Origin of the sequence: Nonomuraea fuscirosea, assembly GCF_003001935.1 — a bacterium.
Taxonomy (GTDB): domain Bacteria; phylum Actinomycetota; class Actinomycetes; order Streptosporangiales; family Streptosporangiaceae; genus Nonomuraea; species Nonomuraea fuscirosea.
The window spans coordinates 514,081-535,308 of the sequence record NZ_PVNG01000003.1; the positions used below are offsets into that span (position 1 = coordinate 514,081).

General features: G+C 71.0%; 17 protein-coding genes. 10 read left to right on the plus strand and 7 right to left on the minus strand.

Annotated features, from left to right (window positions below):
* Positions 1-79 precede the first annotated feature (79 nt).
* Positions 80-1,003 (plus strand): cell envelope lipid trafficking protein PgfA, encoded by a 924-nt coding sequence (gene pgfA, locus B0I32_RS09365; protein ID WP_106236782.1) that lies wholly within the window; start codon positions 80-82, stop codon positions 1,001-1,003.
* A 162-nt stretch (positions 1,004-1,165) separates the two neighbouring features.
* Positions 1,166-2,272 (plus strand): NAD(P)H-dependent flavin oxidoreductase, encoded by a 1,107-nt coding sequence (locus B0I32_RS09370; RefSeq protein WP_106236784.1) that lies wholly within the window; start codon positions 1,166-1,168, stop codon positions 2,270-2,272.
* Between the two features lie 4 nt (positions 2,273-2,276).
* Here B0I32_RS09370 and B0I32_RS09375 read toward each other — a convergent pair whose 3' ends face one another.
* The 3 genes from B0I32_RS09375 to B0I32_RS09385 form a co-directional block, all read right to left on the minus strand.
* Positions 2,277-2,681, minus strand: a complete 405-nt coding sequence (locus B0I32_RS09375) for a type II toxin-antitoxin system VapC family toxin (protein WP_106236785.1) — start codon at positions 2,679-2,681, stop codon at positions 2,277-2,279.
* Entirely contained in the window at positions 2,674-2,955 is a 282-nt protein-coding gene (locus tag B0I32_RS09380) for a type II toxin-antitoxin system Phd/YefM family antitoxin (RefSeq protein WP_245955698.1), read from the minus strand. Before B0I32_RS09380 ends, B0I32_RS09375 begins: the two co-directional genes overlap by 8 nt.
* A gap of 61 nt (positions 2,956-3,016) precedes the next feature.
* Positions 3,017-3,826: a crotonase/enoyl-CoA hydratase family protein gene (locus tag B0I32_RS09385; RefSeq protein ID WP_106236787.1), complete on the minus strand. Its 810-nt coding sequence runs from the start codon at positions 3,824-3,826 to the stop codon at positions 3,017-3,019.
* A 228-nt stretch (positions 3,827-4,054) separates the two neighbouring features.
* Here B0I32_RS09385 and B0I32_RS09390 point away from each other — a divergent pair, with 228 nt between their 5' ends.
* Genes B0I32_RS09390 through B0I32_RS09410 form a run of 5 tightly spaced genes read left to right on the plus strand, consistent with a single transcriptional unit; the run spans position 4,055 to position 10,250 of the window.
* Complete coding sequence (locus B0I32_RS09390) at positions 4,055-5,608, plus strand: acyl-CoA synthetase (protein WP_106236789.1); 1,554 nt, start codon at positions 4,055-4,057, stop codon at positions 5,606-5,608.
* Entirely contained in the window at positions 5,598-6,497 is a 900-nt protein-coding gene (locus B0I32_RS09395) for a Zn-ribbon domain-containing OB-fold protein (RefSeq protein ID WP_245955699.1), read from the plus strand. Before B0I32_RS09390 ends, B0I32_RS09395 begins: the two co-directional genes overlap by 11 nt.
* The gene (locus B0I32_RS09400; protein ID WP_106236792.1) at positions 6,494-7,513 is read left to right on the plus strand and encodes a thiolase domain-containing protein; all 1,020 of its coding nucleotides are present in this window, start codon (positions 6,494-6,496) and stop codon (positions 7,511-7,513) included. The genes B0I32_RS09395 and B0I32_RS09400 overlap by 4 nt, the downstream gene beginning before the upstream one ends.
* Positions 7,514-7,515: 2 nt before the next feature.
* On the plus strand, positions 7,516-8,664 hold the full coding sequence (locus B0I32_RS09405; protein WP_106236794.1) for a thiolase domain-containing protein: 1,149 nt from the start codon (positions 7,516-7,518) through the stop codon (positions 8,662-8,664).
* Positions 8,664-10,250, plus strand: a complete 1,587-nt coding sequence (locus B0I32_RS09410) for an acyl-CoA synthetase (protein WP_106236795.1) — start codon at positions 8,664-8,666, stop codon at positions 10,248-10,250. Before B0I32_RS09405 ends, B0I32_RS09410 begins: the two co-directional genes overlap by 1 nt.
* Before the next feature lie 102 nt (positions 10,251-10,352).
* On the opposite strand, the gene B0I32_RS09415 is transcribed toward B0I32_RS09410, so the two are convergent.
* From B0I32_RS09415 to B0I32_RS09425, 3 genes are all read right to left on the minus strand, one after another.
* Positions 10,353-17,528, minus strand: a complete 7,176-nt coding sequence (locus B0I32_RS09415; protein WP_146178101.1) for a tetratricopeptide repeat protein — start codon at positions 17,526-17,528, stop codon at positions 10,353-10,355.
* A gap of 108 nt (positions 17,529-17,636) precedes the next feature.
* Positions 17,637-18,263 (minus strand): LysE family translocator, encoded by a 627-nt coding sequence (locus tag B0I32_RS09420; protein WP_106236799.1) that lies wholly within the window; start codon positions 18,261-18,263, stop codon positions 17,637-17,639.
* Positions 18,264-18,284: 21 nt separating this feature from the next.
* The gene (locus B0I32_RS09425; RefSeq protein WP_106236800.1) at positions 18,285-19,145 is read right to left on the minus strand and encodes a LysR family transcriptional regulator; all 861 of its coding nucleotides are present in this window, start codon (positions 19,143-19,145) and stop codon (positions 18,285-18,287) included.
* 111 nt (positions 19,146-19,256) lie between these two features.
* On the opposite strand from B0I32_RS09425, the gene B0I32_RS09430 reads away from it, so the two are divergent.
* From B0I32_RS09430 to B0I32_RS09440, 3 genes are all read left to right on the plus strand, one after another.
* Positions 19,257-19,784: a cysteine dioxygenase family protein gene (locus tag B0I32_RS09430; RefSeq protein ID WP_106236802.1), complete on the plus strand. Its 528-nt coding sequence runs from the start codon at positions 19,257-19,259 to the stop codon at positions 19,782-19,784.
* Between the two features lie 131 nt (positions 19,785-19,915).
* On the plus strand, positions 19,916-20,503 hold the full coding sequence (locus B0I32_RS09435) for a winged helix-turn-helix domain-containing protein (protein ID WP_106236803.1): 588 nt from the start codon (positions 19,916-19,918) through the stop codon (positions 20,501-20,503).
* A gap of 33 nt (positions 20,504-20,536) precedes the next feature.
* Positions 20,537-20,725, plus strand: coding sequence for a hypothetical protein (locus tag B0I32_RS09440; RefSeq protein WP_106236804.1), 189 nt, complete (start codon positions 20,537-20,539; stop codon positions 20,723-20,725).
* Here B0I32_RS09440 and B0I32_RS09445 read toward each other — a convergent pair.
* Positions 20,719-21,141 carry an ester cyclase gene (locus B0I32_RS09445; protein ID WP_106236806.1) on the minus strand — a complete coding sequence of 141 codons (423 nt, stop codon included), beginning with the start codon at positions 21,139-21,141 and terminating at the stop codon, positions 20,719-20,721. The genes B0I32_RS09440 and B0I32_RS09445 overlap by 7 nt on opposite strands.
* Positions 21,142-21,228: the final 87 nt, after the last annotated feature.

The window sequence follows — 21,228 nt, forward strand, 5'->3', positions numbered from 1 at the left end:
CGGGCATCACCCCCTGTCATACTTTGTTGCTCGACGATCGCACCAGACGACAACGTGTTCTACTAAGGCGGAGGCCTCGATGGGTCGTATCTCAACGCTCGTCCTCATCGGGTTCGGGGCTTTCTTCATCGCGCTGGCGCCGCTGCTGAAATTCTGGGCGGCCGGCCAGATCATCTCGGCCCCGGCCGACCAGTTCGGCATCTCGCGGCTGGAGGCCAAGGGCGCCCAGTACTTCTCGCTGCAGGACCTCAAGGTGCTGACCGGCGACCTCGACATCATCGTCACCACCCGCGGCGACGTGAAGGAGGCCACCAGCGACCGGGTCGTCTGGGACGAGGCCATGGTCGTCAACGACGTCACCAACAAGCGGCCGCAGATCGACATCTCCGAGCGCCGCAGCGCCTTCAACCGCTACACGGGCGCGGGCGTGAACTGCTGCGGCACCAGCGTGGAGAAGGCGCCGGTGACGATCGAGGGCCAGGTCTACAAGTTCCCGTTCGACGTGGAGAAGAAGACGTACAAGGTGTTCAACTCCACGGCGGGCAAGGCGTTCGACGCCACGTTCGTCCGCGAGGACAACGTCAACGGCCTGCCCGTCTACGTCTTCGAGCAGTCCGTGCCGCCGACCAAGACCGAGACCCGCACCGCCCCCGCCAACGTGCTCGGCATGACCGGCACCACCGGGGACGTGCAGGTGGACCGCTGGTACGACGGCAAGACCACGTACTGGATCGAGCCCGTCACCGGGTCGCCCGTCCGCCAGGAGGTGCAGCGCCACGAGGTGCTGAAGACACAGGACGGCGTCGAGCGCTCCGCGGCCTTCATCGCCACCGCGAAGATGACCGAGAAGACCGTCGAGGAACTGGTCAAGGACGCGCAGGACGGCAAGAGCACGATCAACCTGCTGCGCAACACGATTCCGCTGGTCCTGCTCGTCGTGGGCGTCTTCCTGGTCCTCGCCGGGATCATCGTGGGGCGTCGCCGGCCGACCGCCGGCGAGTGACGTCCGGGCATTTGTCCGAGGGCCCGTGAGAACGGGCCCTTTTTCTTTTCCGAAAAGCGAACTAGAACGAGTTATAGCTCAAGGTTACCCGTGAGTACCAGACGAGAAGTTCTAGTCTAGAACGCGTTGCAGTTTGCCGGTTGGCGGACGTATGGTCGGGCCATGCGGACACGTGTCACGGACATGTTCGGAATCGACTTGCCGATCTTCGCTTTCAGTCACTGCAGGGACGTGGTCGCCGCGGTGAGCCGGGCGGGCGGCATGGGCGTGCTCGGCGCGCTCTACTTCACGCCGGAGGAGCTCGAACAGGAGCTCAAATGGATCGACGACCACGTGGACGGCAGGCCGTACGGGGTCGACGTGGTCATGCCGGCCTCGTACGAGGGTGCCGACTTCGCGCCCGAGGAACTGGTCGGCCGGCTGCGCTCGATGATCCCCGACGGGCACCGCGCCTTCGTCGAGGACCTCCTGGCCAAGCACGGCGTCCCGCCGCTGTCGGCCGACGCCGAAGCCGGCCGGGTGCTGCTCGGCTGGACCGACGCCACCGCCCGCCCCCAGGTGGAGGTGGCCCTGCGCCATCCCATCGCGCTCCTCGCCAACGCCCTCGGCCCGCCGCCCGCCGACGTGGTGAAGCTCGCGCACGATCACGGCGTCAAGGTCGCCGCGCTCGCCTCGACCCCGCGCCACGCGCTCAAGCAGGTGGAGGTGGGGGTGGACGTGGTCGTCGCCCAGGGCACGGAGGCCGGCGGCCACACCGGCGAGATCTCCACCATGGTCCTCATCCCGCAGGTCGTGGACGCCGTGGACGTGCCCGTGCTGGCGGCGGGCGGCATCGGCAACGGCCGCCAGATGGCCGCCGGGATGGCGCTCGGGGCCGACGGGGTCTGGACCGGCTCCCTGTGGCTCACGGTCGAGGAGGCCGACACCCCGGAGATGGCCAAACGCCGCATCCTCTCGGCCACCTCCCGCGACACCGTCCGCTCCCGCAGCTGGACCGGCAAGCCGGCGCGGCTGCTCAAGAACGAGTGGACGCAGGCGTGGGAGTCGGAGGAGTCGCCCGGGACGCTGCCGATGCCGCTGCAGTTCATGCTGGTCTCCGACGCCCTGCGCCGCATCGGCCGCTCCGACGCCACCGAACTGGCCACCTTCCCGGCCGGCCAGATCATCGGCGTGATGAACCAGGTACGGCCGGCCAAGGACGTGGTCTTCAGCCTGGTGGAGGAGTACGGCGAGGCTCTGGACCGCCTCGCCCGCCTCACCGACGAATGACCGCTCAGACGGGAACGACGGTCACCATGCTTTCGAGCCCCACGAAGTCGTCGGTGTTACGGGTGTAGAGCGGCAGGCCCCGGCTGGACGCCACCGCGGCGATCATGAGGTCCATGCGCCGGGGCCGGGGGTCGCGCTTCGCCGCGATCGTGAGCGCGACAAGGCTGCCGTAGCGGGTGGCCGCATCGTTGTCGAAAGGGAGCGGCTCGAAGTCGACCACGGCGCTGCCCAGTCGCTCCATGCGAGCGGCCCGGGTCGCCGCGTCCCGCGCCATGGACACACCTTGGTGCAGCTCGGCGAGCGTGATCGTGGTGAGCTTCGGTATGGCCGGCAGAGCGTCAGGAGATATCTCGCTGAGGTCGATGTAGACGCAGGTGTCGATGACCCCGGAAGCGCGACGTTCAGTCACGCCGGCGCTCCCAGGGGTCGTCGTCGTCCACGCGGTCCTCTGTCCCGAAGAACTCGTCAGCCTCGCGGCGCATCTCGGCGTAGTCGACCCGGGGGAGCAGCCGATGCTTCGCGACCAGCTCTTCGGCGGTCAAGTGGCGCCTGCGCGGAAGTGGCCGCAGCTCCGCTATCTCGACGCCGTTGCGGGTGATGTGGAAGATCTCGCCCGCTTCGACCTCATTCATGACGGCTGCGGAGTTGTTGCGGAACTCTCGCTGACTGATGACCTTCAACATGCACCTCACCGTAGCCTTGTGTAGCCCACCGTGCTACAGGTTCAGTGTAACCCCGCGAAAGTCAGTGGCCGCGGTAGGTGGCGGGGCGCTTTTCGCGGAAGGCCCTTGTGCCTTCCTTGGCGTCCTCCGAGCCGATCACCGGCCAGCCGAGCTCGTCCGAGACCTTCAGGGCGTCCACCTCCGGCATGCCCAGCGTGTCCCGGTACGTGCGCAGAATCGCCTGGACGGCCAGCGGGCCCGAGGAGGCCACGTTCTCGGCCAGTTCGCGGGCCGCCGTGAGGGCCTGGCCGTCCGGGACCACGCGGTTGACCAGGCCCATCGACAGCGCCTCCGCCGCCGTGATGGGGCGGCCGGTGAGCAGGAGGTCCATGGCGTGGCAGTACGGGATCTGCCGGGGCAGCCGGACGGCGCTGCCGCCCATGGGGAACAGCGCGCGCTTGGCCTCGAACAGGCCCAGGGTGGCCGACTCGGCCACGATCCGCAGGTCCGTGCCCACCAGCAGTTCGGTGCCTCCGGCGACGGCGTAGCCCTCCACCGCGCAGATGATCGGCTTGGTCGGCAGGTCCTCGCGCAGCAGGCCCTTCCAGTGGAAGTTGGCGATCTGGGCGGCCCTGGCCTGCACCTCGGGGTCCGCCGACGGCTGGCCCATGGCCTTGAGGTCGGCGCCGGCGCAGAAGGTGCCCTGCGCCCCGGTCAGGATCGCGACCCTGATCTCCGGCTCCTCCGACGCGTACGCCCACGCCGAGGCCAGCCCGATCAGCATGTCCGAGGACAGCGCGTTGCGGGCCTCGGGCCGGTTCATCGTGACGGTCAGGACGTGGCCGTCACGCTCGATCCGGCAGTGGGGGGTGCTGATCGGCAGGAGCTCCACGGATGCCTCCGAAGTGACTTAATCAAGCGCTTGCTACGGACTTTGGCCCAGGATACGCTCCCATGAGCAAACGAGAACAGGTTCCTGTTTTGCTCGCGCGACGACGCGAGAGAGCGCCGTCGTCTGGAGGAGCGGCGAGAGCGGAGCGACCAGAGCGGGGGAAGACGGCGGCATCAAGGGCGACCGAGCCCGCTTCACGGAGTGAAGCCATGAGCAGAGGAGAAACAGATGGGCACGCTCGGTTTCTGGAGGCTCGCGCAGGCGGATCCCGAGTGGATCGCGGCCGTGGACCCCGACGGCACGCAGCACCGCGCGGGTGACCTGCTGGCCCGCTCGAACCGCCTCGTCCACGGGCTGCGCGAGCTCGGACTCCAGCCCGGCGACGGCATCTGCGGCCTGGTGCCGAACGGCGCCGACGGGCTCGTCCTGTATCTCGCCGCGCTCCAGGCCGGCTGGTACTACACGCCGGTCAACTGGCATCTGACCGGGCCCGAGATCGCGTACATCGTCTCCGACAGCGAGGCGAAGGCGTTCTTCGTGCACCCGCGCTACCTGGGCGAGGGTGTCAGGGGAGCCGAGGCCATCGAGCCCGAGCGCCGCTTCCTCATCGGCGCGGCCACGGGGGCGGAGGGTTTCCTGGACGTGAGCGAGCTCACCGAGGGGCAGCCCGACACCGCCCCCGCCGACCGCACCGCCGGCGCCACCATGCACTACACCTCCGGCACCACGGGCAAGCCCAAAGGCGTCAGACGGCCGCTCAGCGGCATGGATCCGGACGAGTCCGCCGAGCTCATGACGTTCCTCCTCACCCTGTTCGGCATCACCCCCGGCCGCCCGAACGCCCACCTGGTGACCTCGCCGAGCTACCACACGGCGGTGACCCAGTTCGGCGGCACGGCCCTGCACATGGGCCACACCCTCGTCTACATGGACAAGTGGGACGCCGAGGAGATGCTGGCGCTGTGCGAGCGGCATCGCGTCACCAACTCGCACCTGGTCCCCACCCACTTCAAGCGGCTGCTCGCGCTGCCGGAGCAGACCCGCGCGAAGTACGACCTCTCCTCGCTCTCCTGGATGATCCACGCCGCCGCCCCCTGTCCAGTCCCGGTCAAGTGGGCGATGCTCGAGTGGTGGGGCGACTGCGTCTACGAGTACTACGCGGCCACCGAGGGCGGCGGCACCCTGGCCACGCCCGAGGGCTGGAAGGCGCACCCGGGCACGGTCGGCTCGGCCTGGCCGATCAGCGAGCTGCTCATCGCGGACGACGAGGGCGAACCGGTGCCCACCGGCACGCCCGGGACGATCTACATGAAGATGATGGGCGCCACGTTCGAGTACAAGGGCGACCCCGCCAAGACCGCCGCGAGCCGGCTGAAGGACTACTTCACCGTCGGCGACATCGGCTACCTGGACGAGGACGGCTTCCTCTACCTGTGCGACCGCAAGGCCGACATGATCATCTCCGGCGGGGCGAACATCTACCCGGCCGAGATCGAGAACGAGCTGATGATCCACCCCAAGGTGGCCGACGTGGCCGTGTTCGGCATCCCGGACGAGGAGTGGGGCGAGCAGATCAAGGCCGTCGTCGAGCCGGCTCAGAACGCGGAGCCGGGGCCAGAGCTGGCCGCCGAGCTGCTGGCCTCGCTGGAGGGCCGCCTGTCCAGGATGAAGTGGCCCAAGAGCATCGACTTCATCGCCGAGATGCCCCGCGAACCCAACGGCAAGCTGCTGAAACGCAAACTCCGAGCCCCGTACTGGGAGGGACACGACCGTGCCATCTGATCCCCTGGTCGCTCAGCACGTCCTGGAGTTCCCGGGCGGCTACACGCGGACGACAGGACCGGTGATCGGCCGGTTCCTGACCGAATTACGCGCTCGCCGCATCGTGGGGGTCAGGACGGCGGAGGGCCGGGTGCTCGTCCCGCCCCTGGAGTACGACCCCGAGACCGGCGAGCCGGTCACCGGCGAGTACACGGAGGTGGGCCCGGCCGGCACGGTGAAGACGTGGGCCTGGGTGGAGCAGCCGCTGGACAGCCACCCCCTCGACCGCCCCTTCGCCTGGGCGCTGATCGAGCTGGACGGCGCGGACACCGCGCTGCTGCACGCCGTGGCCGCGGACAACGCCAAGGCGATGGCGGCGGGCATGCGGGTCTGGCCGGTCTGGAGCGACCGGCCCACCGGCCACATCACCGACATCTCCCACTTCGCGCCCGAGGTCACGAAGATCGTCTCGAACGTACGCGCCGAGTACCGCCTCCAGGCCGGCGGCGCGCTGCGGACCTTCCTGGAGGGCGTCGAGCGCGGCGTCCTCCTGGCCGGCCGGTGCGAGCGGTGCGCGAAGGTGTACGTGCCCTACCGGCTGAACTGCCCCGAGTGCGGACAGAGCCTGGGGGACACGTTCGAGGTGCCCGACACCGGGACGATCACCACGTTCGCCATCAACAACCTGCCCGATCCCCGGGCCCCCGAGGTGCCGTTCGTCTCGGCGTACATTCTGCTCGACACCACCGACATCCCCATGATCGCCCTCATCGGCGACGTTCCCGCACACGAGGTGCGCCAGGGCATGCGGGTCAAGGCGGTCTGGGTGCCCGAGAGCGAGCGCACGGCGTCCATGGCGAACATCCGCTGGTTCGCCCCCACCGGCGAGCCCGACGTGGAGCTGTCATGAGAGATGTGGCGATCGTCGCGTTCGCCCAGACGCGGCACACCGATCACGACACCGGCCTGACCGAGCCCGAGCTGATCGCGCCGGTGATCAACGAGATCAAGGAGCGCACCGGGCTCAGGCGGTTCGGCTTCACCTGCTCGGGCAGCTGCGACTATCTCGCCGGGGCCCCGTTCTCGTTCGTCTCGGCCCTCGACGCGCTGGCCGCCTGGCCGCCGATCTCCGAGAGCCATGTCGAGATGGACGGCGCCTGGGCCCTGTACGAGGCGTGGGTCCGGCTCCAGCACGGCGACATCGACTCGGCCCTCGTCTACGGGTTCGGCAAGTCGTCGCTCGGCGACCTGCGCACGATCATGACGTTGCAGCTGGACCCGTACTATCTGGCTCCGCTCGGCCTCGACCAGCTCTCCTACGCCGCGCTCCAGGCCAACGCGGTCGGCGCGGACCGGGCGGAGCTCGACGAGATCGTCCGGCGCAGCCGGGCCGACGGCCGGGGCAACCCGTACGCGCTCGATCTGCCCGAACCGGACGGCGAGGACTTCGCCGTACAACCACTCAAGAAGACGGACGTGCCCCCCATCACGGACGGCGCCGCCGCGATCGTGCTGGCCACCGGCGACCTGGCCACCCGGCTCTGCGCCACCCCCGCCTACATCAGGGGCATCGCCCACCGCACCGAACCCCACTACCTGGGCCTGCGCGACCTGTCCGGCTCGGCCTCCGCCGCCGACGCCGCGCGGGCCGCCGGAGTCGGCAAGGCGCCCGTCGAGGTGGCCGAGCTGCACGCCCAGTTCCCGCACGAGGAGATCATCCTGCGGCGGGCGCTCGAACTCGGCGGCGGCACCCTGATCAACCCGTCGGGCGGGCCGCTGGCCGCCAACCCCGTCATGGCCACGGGGCTCATCCGCATCGGCGAGGCCGCGCGGCACATCCACGACGGCCGGGCCCGCCGCACGGTCGCCCACGCCGCGAGCGGCCCCTGCCTGCAGCAGAACCTCGTGACCGTCCTGGAGGCATGACCATGGGAAACCGGTGCGCGGTCATCGGCGTCGGGCAGACGCACTACACGACCAAGCGCAGGGACGTCTCGATCGCCGGCCTGGTCCGCGAGGCCGCGCTGCGGGCGCTGGAGGACGCCGGGCTGACGTTCAAGGACATCGACGCCGTGGTCATCGGCAAGGCGCCCGATCTGTTCGAGGGTGTGATGATGCCGGAGTCGTACCTGGCGGACGCGCTCGGCGCGGCGGGCAAGCCCATGATGCGCGTGCACACGGCGGGCAGCGTCGGCGGCTCGACCGCGCTGGTCGGCGCCTCCCTCATCCAGGGCGGCGTGCACGAGCGGGTGCTCGTGGTGGCGTTCGAGAAGCAGTCGGAGTCCAACGCCACCTGGGCGCTGTCCACGCACCTGCCGTTCAGCGCGTCGCTGGTGGTGGGCGCGGGCGGCTACTTCGCCCCGCACATCCGCGAATACATGCGCAGATCCGGAGCCCCCGGGCACATCGGGACGCTCGTCGCGGTCAAGGACCGGCTGAACGCGCTGAAGAACCCGTACGCGCACCTGCGGATCCCCGGCATCGACCAGAAGATGGTCGAGTCCACGCCCATGCTCTGGGAGCCCATCCGCTACCTGGAGACCTGCCCGTCCAGCGACGGCGCCTGCGCGATGGTGCTGTCGTCCGAGGCGGCGGTCACCGGCACCCCCGCCTGGGTGCACGGGACGGCCATGCGCTCCGAGCCGATCTTCCGCGCGAGCCGCGACACGGTCAGCCCGCAGGCCGGCAAGGACTGCGCCGCCGACGTCTACCGGCAGGCCGGGATCGCCGACCCGCGCCGGCAGATCGACGTGGCCGAGGTGTACGTGCCGTTCTCCTGGTACGAGCCGATGTGGCTGGAGAACCTGGGGTTCGCGGCGGAGGGGGAGGGATGGAAGCTCACCGAGTCGGGCGCCACGGCACTCGACGGTGACATCCCGTGGAACGCCTCGGGCGGGGTGCTGTCCAGCAACCCCATCGGGGCGTCGGGGTTGATCAGGTTCGCCGAGGCCGCGCTCCAGGTGCGCGGGATGGCGGGCGAGCACCAGGTGGACGGCGCCCGGACGGCGCTCGGCCACGCCTACGGCGGGGGAGCCCAGTTCTTCGCGATGTGGATCGTCGGACGGGAGAGACCCTGATGGAGTTCAACCACGCTGACCTGTTCGAAGGGCTCGCGGACACGATCGGGGACAGGACGGCCGTCGTCTGCGGCCGGGAACGGCGCACGTACGCCGAACTCGAGGCCGAGGCGAACCGGCTCGCCCACTACCTCATGGACCTCGGCGTCCAGCCCGGCCAGCACGTCGGCCTGCACCTCTACAACGGCGTCGAGTACGTCGCCGGCATGCTCGCCGCCCTCAAGATCAGAGCCGTGCCGATCAACGTCAACTACCGCTACGTCGAGGCCGAGCTGCTCTACCTCTACCGGGACTCCGACCTGCGGGCGCTGATCTACGACGTGGAGTTCGAGCCGCGGGTGGCCGCCGTGGCCGGTCAGGCGCCGCTGCTGGAGCACCTGATCTCGGTCGGCGGGCCGCCGTCGATCGGCTCGGCGGTCCCGTACGGTACGGCGCTCGAACGCGGCAAGCCGGAACGCGGCTTCCCCGCCCGGTCCGGCCAGGACGTCTACATCATCTACACCGGCGGCACCACCGGCATGCCCAAGGGCGCGATGTGGCACGTCGAGGACCTGTTCATGGGCTTCGGCGGCGGCAACCCGTACGGCGAGCCGCGCACCACCCCGCAGGAGGTCGTCGACGAGGCCGTCAAGGCCACCCCCATGATCATGATGGCGGTGCCGCCGCTCATGCACGGGGCCGCGCAGATGACCACGTTCATCTCCTGGTGGATGGGCTCGACCACCGTGTTCGTGCGCAAGTTCGAGGCCGCCGAAGTGTGGCGGACGGTCGAGCGCGAGCGCGTCTCCACCATGAACATCACCGGCGACGCCATGGCCAGGCCCCTGACCGAGGCGCTGGAGGGCGGCGACTTCGACCTGTCCTCCCTGTTCGTGATCAGCTCGACCGGCGCGATCCTGTCCGGCGCGGTCCGCGACCGCCTCCAGGAGCTGCTCCCGAACGTGATGATCCTCGACAGCTTCGGCTCCACCGAGTCCGGCTACACCGCCTCGGGCGTGGCCGGCTCCTCCCCGGAGAAGGGCCTGCGCTACAAGCCGAACGCCGTCGTCACCCTGGCCGTGCTCGACGAGAAGAACCGGCCGGTCGAGCCCGGCTCCGGCCAGATGGGCACCGTGGCGAGGTCGGGACGGGTCGCCTTCGGCTACTACAACGACCCCGAGAAGACCGCCCGCACGTTCGTCACCGACGAGGACGGCACCCGCTGGCTGCTCACCGGCGACCTGGCCACCGTGGACGCCGACGGCACCGTGAACGTCTTCGGCCGCGGCTCGCAGTGCATCAACACCGGCGGTGAGAAGGTCTTCCCCGAGGAGATCGAGGCGGTGCTCAAGGGCCATCCCGGCGTGTTCGACGCGGTGGTGACCGGGGTGCCGGACGAACGCTGGGGCGCCAAGGTGGCCGCCGTGATCGAGCCCCGGCCCGGGACCGAGGTGACGGCCGCCGAGCTGGACGCGCACTGCCGGGGGTTGCTGTCGGGGTACAAGGTGCCGCGGACGTACGCGTTCGTGGGCGAGATGGTACGGTCACCGGCCGGCAAGGCCGACTACCGCTGGGCCAGGGAGACCGTCGAGAACGCCGGCGGCTGAGCGGCCTGTCGCGTCGGCTCTGGGGCCGCGTCGGGTTCTGGGGCCGCGTCAGGTCGGGCGGCTCGGCGCGGCCTCGACCGTTGCCGGGCCTGGGGGCGGTGGTCAGGTCAGGCGGCGTAGCTCGGCCTCGACCGCCTTCGCGTCCGCGTCCTTTCCGGCCTTCTCCAGCAGCTTCAACCGGCCGAGCAGCACGTCCCGCAACAGATCGCTCTCCGCCGCGGGCAGCTCGCGCAGCAGGCCGGCCGAGACGCGCAGGGCGGCGTCGGCGGCGTCGTCCCGGCCCAGCTGCTGCTGGCAGAAGCCGAGCCGGGCGTGCGCCACGGCCCTGGTCAGCTCGTCCCGTGTCACCTGGGTGGTGCGGTGGAAGACCAGCCCGGCCTCCAGCGCCCGCCCCGCCTCCATCAGCGCGTCGCCCAGCATGAGCATCGCCCGGGACAGCAGCCCGCCCTGCATCGGATTGCCCGGCGAGAACCGTTCCAGCGCCGCCACCGCCTCCCGCAACGGCTGGATCGCCTCAGCCGCCAGCTCCCGCATCCGCAGCGCCCCCGCCAGCGTGAGGCAGGCGCCCGCCCGGCTCGTGTGCACGGCCTGCGCGTCCATGCCGGTGGTCAGCAGTTCGTCGTAGATCGCGATCGCCTCGCGCGCCCTGGCCTCGGCCTCGACGCCGTCGTCCAGCCGCAGCAGGGGCAGCAGCTCGGAGCTCTGCGCCAGGGAGTCCGCCAGCGCCGCCCGGTACGTCAGGTCGTCGGGCGATCGCCTGGCCAGCGGGATCAGCTCCTCCACCAGGGCGTTGGCCTGTTCCAGTTCACCCAGCATCATGTGGCACCTGGCCAGCCGCTGAGTCGCCAGAACCCGCTTCACCGTGCCCGCCTCGTGGCCGTTCGCGGCGATCTGTGCGTACTCGGCCGCATCCTGCGGTCGCCCGGCCGCCAGAAGATCATCGGCGATCAGCCCAGCCGTCTCAGCCGCCGCCAGCGGTTCGGGCAGCCCGCTGAACAGGCGCAACGCCTCGACGAGATGCGCCATCGCCTCCTGCTCCCGCCCGAACGCCCGCAACACCCGCCCCCGCACCTGCACCGCCTGCGCCCGCACCCGCACCAACTCCAACCCCGCCACCGCAGGCCGGTCAGTTGCCGCCACCGCGGACCGACCCGTTCCCGCCACCCCAGTCGCGGTACCAAGCGGCTGAGGCCCGTACAGCTCGGCCCCAAATAGCTGAGTCAGGTACAGCTCGGTCCCTTGCAGTCGGGCCCTGTGCGGCTCCGCCCCTTGCATCTCGGCTCGGTCCAGCTCCGCCAGCGACCAGGCGATCGCCTCCAGAGCGGCCTGCGGGCGGTCCAGCGCGGCCAGGGTCGAGCCGAGCTGGGCGTAGGTGACGGCGGCCACGGCCGGGTCCTCCAGCTCGTCACAGAGGTCGGCGGCACGCTCGCAATGGGCCAGCGCCTCGACCGCGCGACCCTGTTCGAGCAGCCCGGCCGCGTAGTGGTTCAAGGCCATGGCCAGCGTATGATCCTGCCGTTCACCAAGGAGATCGATCGCCTGCTCGACCACGGCCGGCCCGGCCCGTTCACCCCGCCTGCCCGCACCCCCGCCCCGTTCCCGCACCGCCACAGCGACAAGCGCCGCCAACGCCGACCCGAGCGACTCCCGATGGGCACCGGAGACAGCGGCAAGCCCCCGATAAACGCGAACAGCCAGCTCCTGAAGATGCACCGCAGCCGCAACGTCTCCAGTCCGCTCCACCGCCACCGCGAACACCCCCGAACACCGCCCGAACTTCTCATGCACCCCCAGCCCACCCCCCACCAACGCCTCGCGCTTGGCCGGCGTGGAGCCCGTCGTCGGCGCCTCGTGCCTTGCCGTCGGAGACGCGATCACCGGCCCCTCATGCTCGGCCAGCGTGGACGGCGTCAGTGGCACCTCGCGTTCCAGCGCCTCGGTGAACCCCGTCAGGGGCCCCAGCAGTCCGGCCGCACCCTCTCCCGTGTCCGCGAACCAGGAGAGCCGCTCGACGACCGTGTCCAGCACCTCGATCCCGGGAAGCGGGCGTACCCCGAGCACCTGGGCGTACAGGCCGGTCGCCGCCTCCGGTCCCGCCTCCTCCACCCGCAGCTCGGCCAGCCGAAGCAGCGCGCGCACATGCACCTCGGACAGGTCACCGGGAACGGGTCCGAGCCGCGCCATCGCCGATGTGCCCGCCGTCAGCCGCTCCCTGGCCGCGTCGCTCTCGTGCAGCTCAGCCAGGCACAGGCCGGCCAGCTCCAGGCATGTGGCGGTGAGCAGTTGCTCACGCTCGCCCTGCTCCTCCGGCGAGGACGGCAGGAGGCCGAGCGCCCGTGTGATCGACTGGAGTGCGGCCTCGGCGTTCTGCCTGGGATCCGCGTCGCGCCTGGTCCAGCGGATCTCCGCCTGCAGCCGCAGCGCCCCCGCCAGAAGCAGCGGCGGCCGCAACTCCTCCGCCACCAGCGCCGAGCAGAGCCGCACCAGCCGGTCCACCGCCTGCACCACACCTGCTTGCACTTGCACCGCGCCTGTTTGCGTCGCGCCTGCTTGCGCGGTGCTCGCCTGCGTCGAGCCTGCCTGTGCTGCGAAGGTCGCCTCCGAGTGGGCCTTCGCCTCCGCCGTCGTCGCTTCTGCCGTCACCTCCGCATCGGCCTCCGCCTTCGACGGGCAGGTGGCGCGCGACAGGGCGACCGTCTCCAGGATCATCAGCTCGGCCAGCTCGCTACGGAACTCGGCGCTCGTCGCGGCGTGCGGCCCGTACGAGTCGATGGCGGTCCGGAGATACGGGACGGCCTCCTCGGGACGCCAGAGTCCCACGAGCGAACGGCCGAGCGCGGCCGCCACCATGCCCACCGCGATGGCGTGTGGTCCGTCGGGCGCGGCATGCCGCTGGAGCAGCTCGGCCGCCCGCGTCGCCAGCGCGAACCCGTCCGCCGGTCGCCCCGCGTCCGCCCAGGCCCGGGCAAGCATGGCCTGTGCCGACAGATACGCATGAACCCGCTCGACCCCGGCCGTATCGTCCAGCTGGCCCTGCGCCCTGAGCCGCTGCTCGGCCCTGCTCACGGCCTCCTCCGGCCGGTCGAGGAGCAACGTCAGCAGCCACGGCAACCCGGCTCTAGGCGGTCCGGTCCTCGACGGGCCGTTCTCGGACCGGCCGGTCTCAAACGGGCCGGTCTCCGATAGGCCAGTGCCCGACGGGTTGGCCCCCGACAGGCCAGTGCCCGACAGTCCGATCCCTAGAGGGCCCGATAGCCCCGGCAAGCCCGGCAAGCCCGGCACGCCCGGTAGGACCGATAGCCCTGGTGGGTCTGGCTCCAGTCTCCTGCGGATCCTGGCCCGTACCTCGGCATGATGGCGGGTGTAGTCGGCGTCCACAGCGCTCAGCAGCTCGTACCGCTCGGCTGCGAATTCCAGCTGGGCCAGGCCGTCCACCGTGCGGCCCAGCTCGTCCAGGCAGAGGCCCAGCAGCCACGTGCCCCTGGCCCGCGTGGCCGGATCCGGTTCGGACGGCAGCGCCATGGCCTCCTGCAACGGCCTCAGCGCCTCCTCCGGGCGGTCGTCCACCAGCAGCAGCTCGCCGAGATCGAGCAGTTGCCCGGCCAGGGCGGGGCGGTGCTCATCCGGTTCGAGGGTGACGAGGGCACGCAGGTTGCGTACGGCCTCCGCGGCGTACCGGGCGGCGGCGTCCAGATCGTCCAAGCGGGCGTGCAGCCTGGACAGGACGGAGGCGGCGAACGCCAGCAGGACCCGCAGCCCGGGCTCCTCCGCCGCCAGCGCCCGCAGCCGCCCGACCGCCTCGGTGGCCGGCCGCAGCGCGTCGGCCGGTCTGCCGTGCGCCTCCAGCCACGTGGCGATCACGTGCAGCCGATGAGCAACGTCCCTGCTGGTGGGGGCGGCGCTTCTCACGGCGGAGGTGACGGCGACGGCGATACAGGCGGCCAGCTCGGGCAGCGCGGCGGCGGCGCCGATCCCCTCGAAGGGGGTCAGCGGCTCGGGGGCCTGGAGGGACGGAGCAACCGGCACCTGCGCCGATCGCCCCGCCACCGTCCGGGCCGGGGGTGTGAACGCCTCGAACCCACCCACCACGCCCTCCGCCTCTCCAGCCAATCCATGGATGGGTGCCTGCGGGTGCGGGGCAGGCGGGCGTGCGGATGGGCGCGGGTCTCGGGCGGATGCGCCTCCGGGTAGCTGCGCGGCTGGACCGACCCCGCCTGCACGCGGCGACTCGGCCGAGCCGGGCCTACTCGCTGAAGGCTGCCAGGTTGGAGCGAACGTGCTCATGGATGGCGGTTCGGTTAGGCCGGGCGTGCCTGGGAGAGACGGCTCGGTCGGGCCGGGCGTGCTTGTGGGTGGCTGGGGGAGCGGGGTGGGCGTGTTCGTGTGTGGTGGTCGGGTCAGTGGGTCGTCTTCGGTGGCGGGGTTCGTTGGTGGTAGGACCGATAGGACGACTGTCACGTTCGTCGCGAAGTCCGCGTCGCCGCCTGCTGCCTCGAATGCGGCCGCCGCCTCGTCCAGGCGACCGACCCCCAGGAGAGCGCAGGCGACGTTGTAGTGGGCCCGGGCGGTCTGCTCCAGGTAGCGGGGGTCGTCCTCGGCCAGGATGCGGAACCGGGCCGCCGCCTCCTGGGCGGGCTTGAGTGCGCCGCCGGCCTCGCCGCCGAGCAGCAGGCACGCTCCCAGTCCGAACGCGGCCTCCGCTCGCCCGGCCGCCTCCTCGTACGGGGAAGCGCCCGCGTACACCTCCACTGCCTCCGCCGCGGCGACGACCGCCTCGCCCACCCGGCCGACGGCGGCCAGGGCGCTCGACAGTCGCGTCAGCGCCTTGGCCTGCGCGGTCCGCTCGCCGCTCGCCCGCCAGTGGCGCACCCTCAGCTCGGCCAGCGTCACCTCGAGCGCCCGCATCCCCGGCCCTGGGGCGGCTGCAGTACGTGGGTCCGGTCGCGCGGTGTCTGGAATCGGTCGGGGCGGCAGCGGTAGCGGCAGTGTGGCCACGGACGCGGCGAGTCGCTGGTCGGTGGCGAACAGCAGGAGTGCGGCGTTGAGCATGTCGCCGAGCCGGTCGGAGGGGTTCGCCTTCGCCTGTGCGACCAGGGGGCCGAGCCGGTGGGTGATCAGTGTCCACAGTGCCGCCCGCACCCGTTCCCGGCCGGCGCACGATCGCAGGACGTCCAGCATGCGTACGAGCTGCTCGACCGTCCGGCCCTCGTGGTCGTGGACGGCGAGCACCAGCGCGTCCAGGCCCTCCGTCGTGGCGAGAAGCTGCTCGGCGAGGAGGTCGGGCCCGAGGGGAGTCAGCCGCTGGTCCCGGTGCGAGCCGGGGGCGGGCGGGGGAGCGGGGAAGATCCGGCTCAGCCAGCCGGCCGCGTTCGAGGCGGCGCTGCCGTGCAGGCCGAACGCGCCGCCCGGTGCGCGGCTGCTGATCCCCGGTACGGCGGCTGCCAGCAGGCCGGGCAGCTCGGCGACGGTGGGCGCGGTGAGGGTGAGGACCGCGACGGCGCGGCGTGCTGTCACGTCGGGCAGACGTTCCTGCCCGTCCGGCCAGACCCGCGCCCACTGATCACACTCCCGCCTCAGAAACCGCCCCAGCAACTCGCCCCCGCCCGCGTCGGTACGTGCGCTGGTGCTGATTCGTTCGTCTGTATCGGTACGTCCGCTTCCGCCGGTGTATGCGTCCGTGCGCTGGCCCGCGTCCGTTTCGCCGTCCCCGTTCCCGTCGCAAAGACGCAGGAGGGCGGCCAGGTGGACGTGGAGGGGGAGGCCGTATTCGGGGTCGTCGAGGCGTGGCGGGCTGGGGAGTGCGGCGCGGCTCGGTGCGAACGCCTTCATGGCCGCGAGTGCGTGTTCGGTCCGTTCCGGGAGCGTGAGGGGGCGGCTGTTGAGGCGTACGGTCATGGTGTTGAGCCGCCGCAGCCATCCGCCGGCCGCCGTGTCGAGCCGCCGCCACCAGTCCGCATCGCCGGGTTCACGGACCAGGAGCAGGAGGCGTACGCGGGGGTTGTGGCCGTGCTTGGCCAGCCGTCGGATCAGCTCGCCCACGAGGGGTGCCGACGGCTCGGGACGGTCGACGACGAGCAGCGTCGGCCGCAGCGCCTCAAGGGAGATGTCCTGGGCAGTCAGGGAATCCGTTGCAGTGCCCCGATCGGCCAAGGGACCTGACACAGCGCTTCGGTCGGCCAGGAGATCCGTTACCGGGCCTTGGTCGGCCAGGGGGTCTGCCACCGCGTCCAAAGGCAGGAATCCTGCGTCCCAGCCCTCGCTCTCCAGCTCCACGCACAGCTCGCCCGCCAGCCGGGTCTTCCCCATGCCGCCGCGCCCGCTCAGCACCGCGATCGACAGCGGGCCCGGCTCGGTGGTGGCCCACGCACGCAGCTCGGCGAGCTCCTCGCGTCGTCCCAGGAACGGCACCACCGCGTGCCGCGCCATCAGCAACGTCCAGTCAGGGCAGTCCGGCGGCAGACTCTCCCGGGCCGGCGTCATCAGGGCCGGCAAGGGGACGGCGTGGTCGCTTCCCGTCACGGTCTCCAGCCCGCCGGGCGACACGCCCGCCAGCTCCCGGAACCGTTCGTCGCCCAGTAACGCGGTCACGGGAACGACGTCCAGCCGGCCCTCGGCGTGTCCGGCCGTCGTCGGGGTGACCACTCCGATGAGCTGCCCGGCGGGCTCGGCGATCAGGACGGCTCCGCACATACCCCGCCAAAGCGGCTCAGGGGTCGCGGAGGACGGAACGCCGGCCGTCAGAGTCTTCGAGACCGCGCCCGTGGGCGGGGAGACCAGGCCGGGCAGTGTCTCGGCGATGCGGAGCCCGCCGCGCCGGAGCTCCTGGGCGAACCCCCTGGCGACACAGCGCACCGGAGCGGAGTCGCTCGCTATCCGGGCCCAGCGGTTGTGCTCGATGCCTGGAAGGTCGGTCCACATCGGTTCGGAGGTCCGGAGCAGCACCACGTCCGCGCTGCCGCGTCCCCGCCACACCGGCTCGGCCGCAGACCAGCGCGCCGACCCGGGAAGGCGCACGTGACACGAGGCCCGGCGGCTTTCCTCTGGCCCTTCGCCGTTTCCCACCGGCCGTCCACCGGCCTGAGGCGGTGGCCCACCGGTGAACGCCGGCCGTTCGCCGTCCTCGGCTGATCGTCCAGGATCGGGTGTCAGGCGGGCGGAGGTCAGGACCAGGTCGGGGCCGATCACATAGCCGGAGCCGGTCACGCCGACGAGGTCGTCATGACCGGAGAAGACCTCGACGACCCGTTCGAGTCCGAGGCGGTGCGGTGGCGTGTCCATGGGTCCGCCTATGAGCTACGTCTTAGCCACGTCCCGGCGTGCCGTCTTTCTGGTCAGTGCCTGATCCCATCTCACTATCGCACTATGGCCAGGAAATTTCCCGGCTTGTCATGCCTTCTCGGTTGTGAGCCACGCCGCCAGCCCGAGGTACACGAGCCCGCTCCCGACGTCCAGCCGCCGCCGTGCGCGGACCGACTGGCGGACCCGGCCGGCCAGGGCCGAGGCGAGCATCGCGTACGTGCCGTCGGAGGCCATCCCGAGCAGGATCCACACCGCGCCGAGCAGGAGGATCTGCGCCGCGATGGGCCCGGCCGCGGGATGCACGAACTGCGGCAGGAACGCGAGGAAGAAGATGGCGGTCTTGGGGTTGAGCACGTTGACCACGAACCCCTCCCAGAACAGCCGCCGCTTCGACTGGACCTTGAGCTCGATCACCTCGCCGCCGTCGCCCCGGCGCATCAGCTTGCGTACGCCGAGCCAGAGCAGGTAGGCCACGCCCGCGTACTTGACCACGGTGAACGCGGTGGCCGAGGCCGAGATCAGGGCGCTGATGCCCAGCGCCGCCGCGGCCACGTGGACGAGGGAGCCGGTGTGCACGCCGAGCACGGAGATCAGGCCCGCGGACCGGCCTTGGGCGACGCTCCTGGTGACGATGTAGAGCACCGCGGGCCCGGGCACGATGAGCAACCCGAGCGTGGCCACGCAGAAGACGGCGAGTGTCGTGATTTCCGGCATGGGGCCATCGTAAATGCGGCGTCAAAGGCTTTCCGTGAGCGCCGACAGGAGCGCTTCGACGGCGGGCGGGTGGGGCGGCTCGCCGTAGACGGCGGCGTACACGTGCCTGGTCGAACCGGGCACCCGGGCGACCTCCACCTCCGGATGGCGGTGCGCGGTGAGCGCGAGCCCCGGCAGCATGGTCAGCCCCAGCCCGGCCGCCACCAGCGCCTGCACGGCGACGATGTCGTCGCTGGTGAACGAGATGCGCGGCTCGAACCCCGCCTTGTCGCAGATGTCGAGCAGATGGCTCCGGCACCGGTCGCACCCGGTGATCCAGGACGACTCGGCGTGCCCGGCGAGCTCGCCGGGCGGTGCGCTGGACACCAGGTAGCTGGGATCGTCAAGGAGGTGGACCATGTGGATGCCGTTGTCCTCGGGCGCGGTGTCGTCGTAGCGGAACATCACCGCCACGTCCACCCGCCCGGCGCGCAGCAGCCGCAGCGCCTCGGGCGGCTCGGTCTCGGTGAGCTGCAGCCGCAGCCCGGGGTGCGCGCCGGCCAGCAGCCGGGCCGCCTTCGGGATGAACGTGCCCAGCGCCGAGGGGAAGGCGGCCAGCCGCACCCGGCCGGAACGCAGCCCCACGTGCGCGGCCAGCTCCTCGGCGGTGGCGTCGAGCCGGCCGATGATCTCCGCGGCCCGCTCGGCCAGCAGCCGGCCCGCCTCGGTGAGCCTGATGCCGCGCCCGGCGCGCTGGACGAGCTTGGCCCCGGTCTCGGCCTCCAGCCTGGCCAGGTGATGGCTGACCGAGGGCTGGGAGTAGTGCAGCTCCTTGGCCGCCGCGGTCAGCGAGCCCTTGCGGGCCACCGCGACGAGGACGCGGAGGCGTACGACGTCGAGCATTCATCAATCATATCTATCGATCAGCCAGAGAACTTCTGTTGGACCTATCGGTCGGAACGGAGGAGCGTAGGGAGAGAAGGAAAGAACCGCTGCAGCTCCAGGGAGAAGCCCATGAACCTGGCCACCACGACCGTCCGACCCGGACTGGACGTCCTGGTGCACGGCGTGTCCAGCATCGCCGCCCGCCGGCTCGGCCGCCGCGAGAGCGCGCTGGCCGTGGCCGCGTTCCTGCGCGAGCACCTTCCCGCCCTCGACATCCTCACCCCGCAGGAGCGCGCGGGCTCACCCGACGGGTACGTCTCCCACGTGCTGCACGCCGAGGAGGACTTCTCGATCGTGGCCGTCGTCTGGCGGCCGGGCCAGGACACGGTGATCCACGACCACGTGTCGTGGTGCACGTTCGGCATCCTCAGCGGGATCGAGCACGAGACCCTCTACCGGGACAAGGGCGACCACCTCGTGGAGATCGGCCGGGCCGACAACCGTCCGGGGGAGGTCAGCGGGTTCGCACCGCCCGGGGACATCCACAAGGTGCGCAACACGAGCGACGAGGTCGGTGTGTCGCTGCACGTCTACGGCGCGAACGTGGCCACGCTGGGCAGCAGCGTGCGCCGGGTCTACGACCTCCCCGTCAGGTAACCGCCTCACCCATCCCATGAGCCATCCTGGGCTGCCCTGACCTGTCCGGCGGCCGCCGGAGCGGCGCCGCACGGCCGCGCAGATGCGAAATTTTATTTGCGCAAATTTATTTTCGCTTCTATGGTGGTGTCATGGCGCCCACCGAGAAGACCCACCGCGTCAAGGACCTCGACACGCTCAAGGCCCTCGGCCATCCGCTGCGCATCCAGCTCTACCGCGCGCTCTCCGTCGCGGGCACGGCCACCGCCTCACAGCTCGCCGACCAGGTCGACGAAGCCGTGTCGCTGGTCAGCTACCACCTGCGCAAGCTGGCCGCCCACGGCATCATCGAGGAGGCGGAGGGGCGCAGCGGGGACGCCAGGGAGCGCTGGTGGCAGCCGGTGTCCACGGTCATCACCACCAAGGACGAGGACTTCGACGCGCCCGAGCGCGCCGCCGTGCACACCGCCGTCTCGCGGGTCTACGCGCGCCAGCGCAGCGAGCTCTACGAGCGCTACCTCGACGAGAAGCAGGCCTGGCCCGCCGACTGGCGCGGCGCGGCCTTCGCCTCCGAATACCTGCTCCGGCTCACGCCTGCCGAGCTGGAGCGGCTGAAGGAGGAGCTGGACGAGGTCGTGGTGCGGTGGCGGCGGCATGGGCTCGCGGCCCGCGAGGCGGGCGACACGGAGGGGCGGGAGAACGTGGCCGTGCACGCGAACGGCTTCCCGTTCCGTGCGTAGGACTTACTCGAACGTTGTGGAGGAGGGGCAGGGATGTATCCGGACCTATATCTGTATGTCGAACGGGCGAGGGGCCGGGAGCTGCGGGCGGAGGCCGCGCGTCAGCGCCAGTGCCGTCCGGACAGGGACGATTCGCTGGTCCGCGGGCTGGAGAAGCGTCTGGGCTGGGTGCTGGTGGAGGCGGGGCTGCGGCTCGTGCACCGGCGCGCCGTCGACTACTGATCGCGCCGTCGATCATCCAGCCCGAGCTGATGACGTCTGGCCGTCGCGTCCATGACGGCCCAGTGTTCGACGATCCTGCCGTCCCGTACGCGGATCATGTCCAGGCCGCGCACCTCGTACCGGCGGCCTGAGGCGGTGTGGGTGCCCCGGCTGAGGTAGACGTTGGCCGACCTCTCCTCGTCCGAGACGTTCTGTTCGACCGTGACCGACAGGTCGTGGAAGCCCGTCTCGCCCGATCTCATCAGCTCCCACTTCTCCCGCCACGCCCGCAACCCGTGGTGGTCTCCCGCGGCTCCGCCCCGGTGGTCGATCACGTCGGGGTCGATGAGGGCGAGCGCTTCGTCCATCTGCCCGGTGGCGAGCAGTTGGGGGTAGAGCTCGACGATCCGTCGATGTACCTCTCCCGCGGTCGTCATCCTGATGTGCTCCTCGGCTAAGTGGGGAACTCCCCGTTTCGGTGTCGCCGCTACACTAAACGGGGAAGTCCCCACTTAGCAAGGAGC

Bases quoted from the DNA above. Each gene is read 5' to 3' on its own strand.
- B0I32_RS09445 (WP_106236806.1), bottom strand. From the start codon at position 21,141: ATGACGACCGCGGGAGAGGTACATCGACGGATCGTCGAGCTCTACCCC.
- B0I32_RS09420 (WP_106236799.1), bottom strand. From the start codon at position 18,263: ATGCCGGAAATCACGACACTCGCCGTCTTCTGCGTGGCCACGCTCGGG.
- B0I32_RS09370 (WP_106236784.1), top strand. From the start codon at position 1,166: ATGCGGACACGTGTCACGGACATGTTCGGAATCGACTTGCCGATCTTC.
- B0I32_RS09405 (WP_106236794.1), top strand. From the start codon at position 7,516: ATGGGAAACCGGTGCGCGGTCATCGGCGTCGGGCAGACGCACTACACG.
- B0I32_RS09440 (WP_106236804.1), top strand. From the start codon at position 20,537: ATGTATCCGGACCTATATCTGTATGTCGAACGGGCGAGGGGCCGGGAG.
- B0I32_RS09425 (WP_106236800.1), bottom strand. From the start codon at position 19,145: ATGCTCGACGTCGTACGCCTCCGCGTCCTCGTCGCGGTGGCCCGCAAG.
- B0I32_RS09410 (WP_106236795.1), top strand. From the start codon at position 8,664: ATGGAGTTCAACCACGCTGACCTGTTCGAAGGGCTCGCGGACACGATC.
- B0I32_RS09390 (WP_106236789.1), top strand. From the start codon at position 4,055: ATGGGCACGCTCGGTTTCTGGAGGCTCGCGCAGGCGGATCCCGAGTGG.
- B0I32_RS09400 (WP_106236792.1), top strand. From the start codon at position 6,494: ATGAGAGATGTGGCGATCGTCGCGTTCGCCCAGACGCGGCACACCGAT.
- B0I32_RS09380 (WP_245955698.1), bottom strand. From the start codon at position 2,955: ATGTTGAAGGTCATCAGTCAGCGAGAGTTCCGCAACAACTCCGCAGCC.
- B0I32_RS09415 (WP_146178101.1), bottom strand. From the start codon at position 17,528: ATGGACACGCCACCGCACCGCCTCGGACTCGAACGGGTCGTCGAGGTC.
- B0I32_RS09435 (WP_106236803.1), top strand. From the start codon at position 19,916: ATGGCGCCCACCGAGAAGACCCACCGCGTCAAGGACCTCGACACGCTC.
- B0I32_RS09430 (WP_106236802.1), top strand. From the start codon at position 19,257: ATGAACCTGGCCACCACGACCGTCCGACCCGGACTGGACGTCCTGGTG.
- pgfA (WP_106236782.1), top strand. From the start codon at position 80: ATGGGTCGTATCTCAACGCTCGTCCTCATCGGGTTCGGGGCTTTCTTC.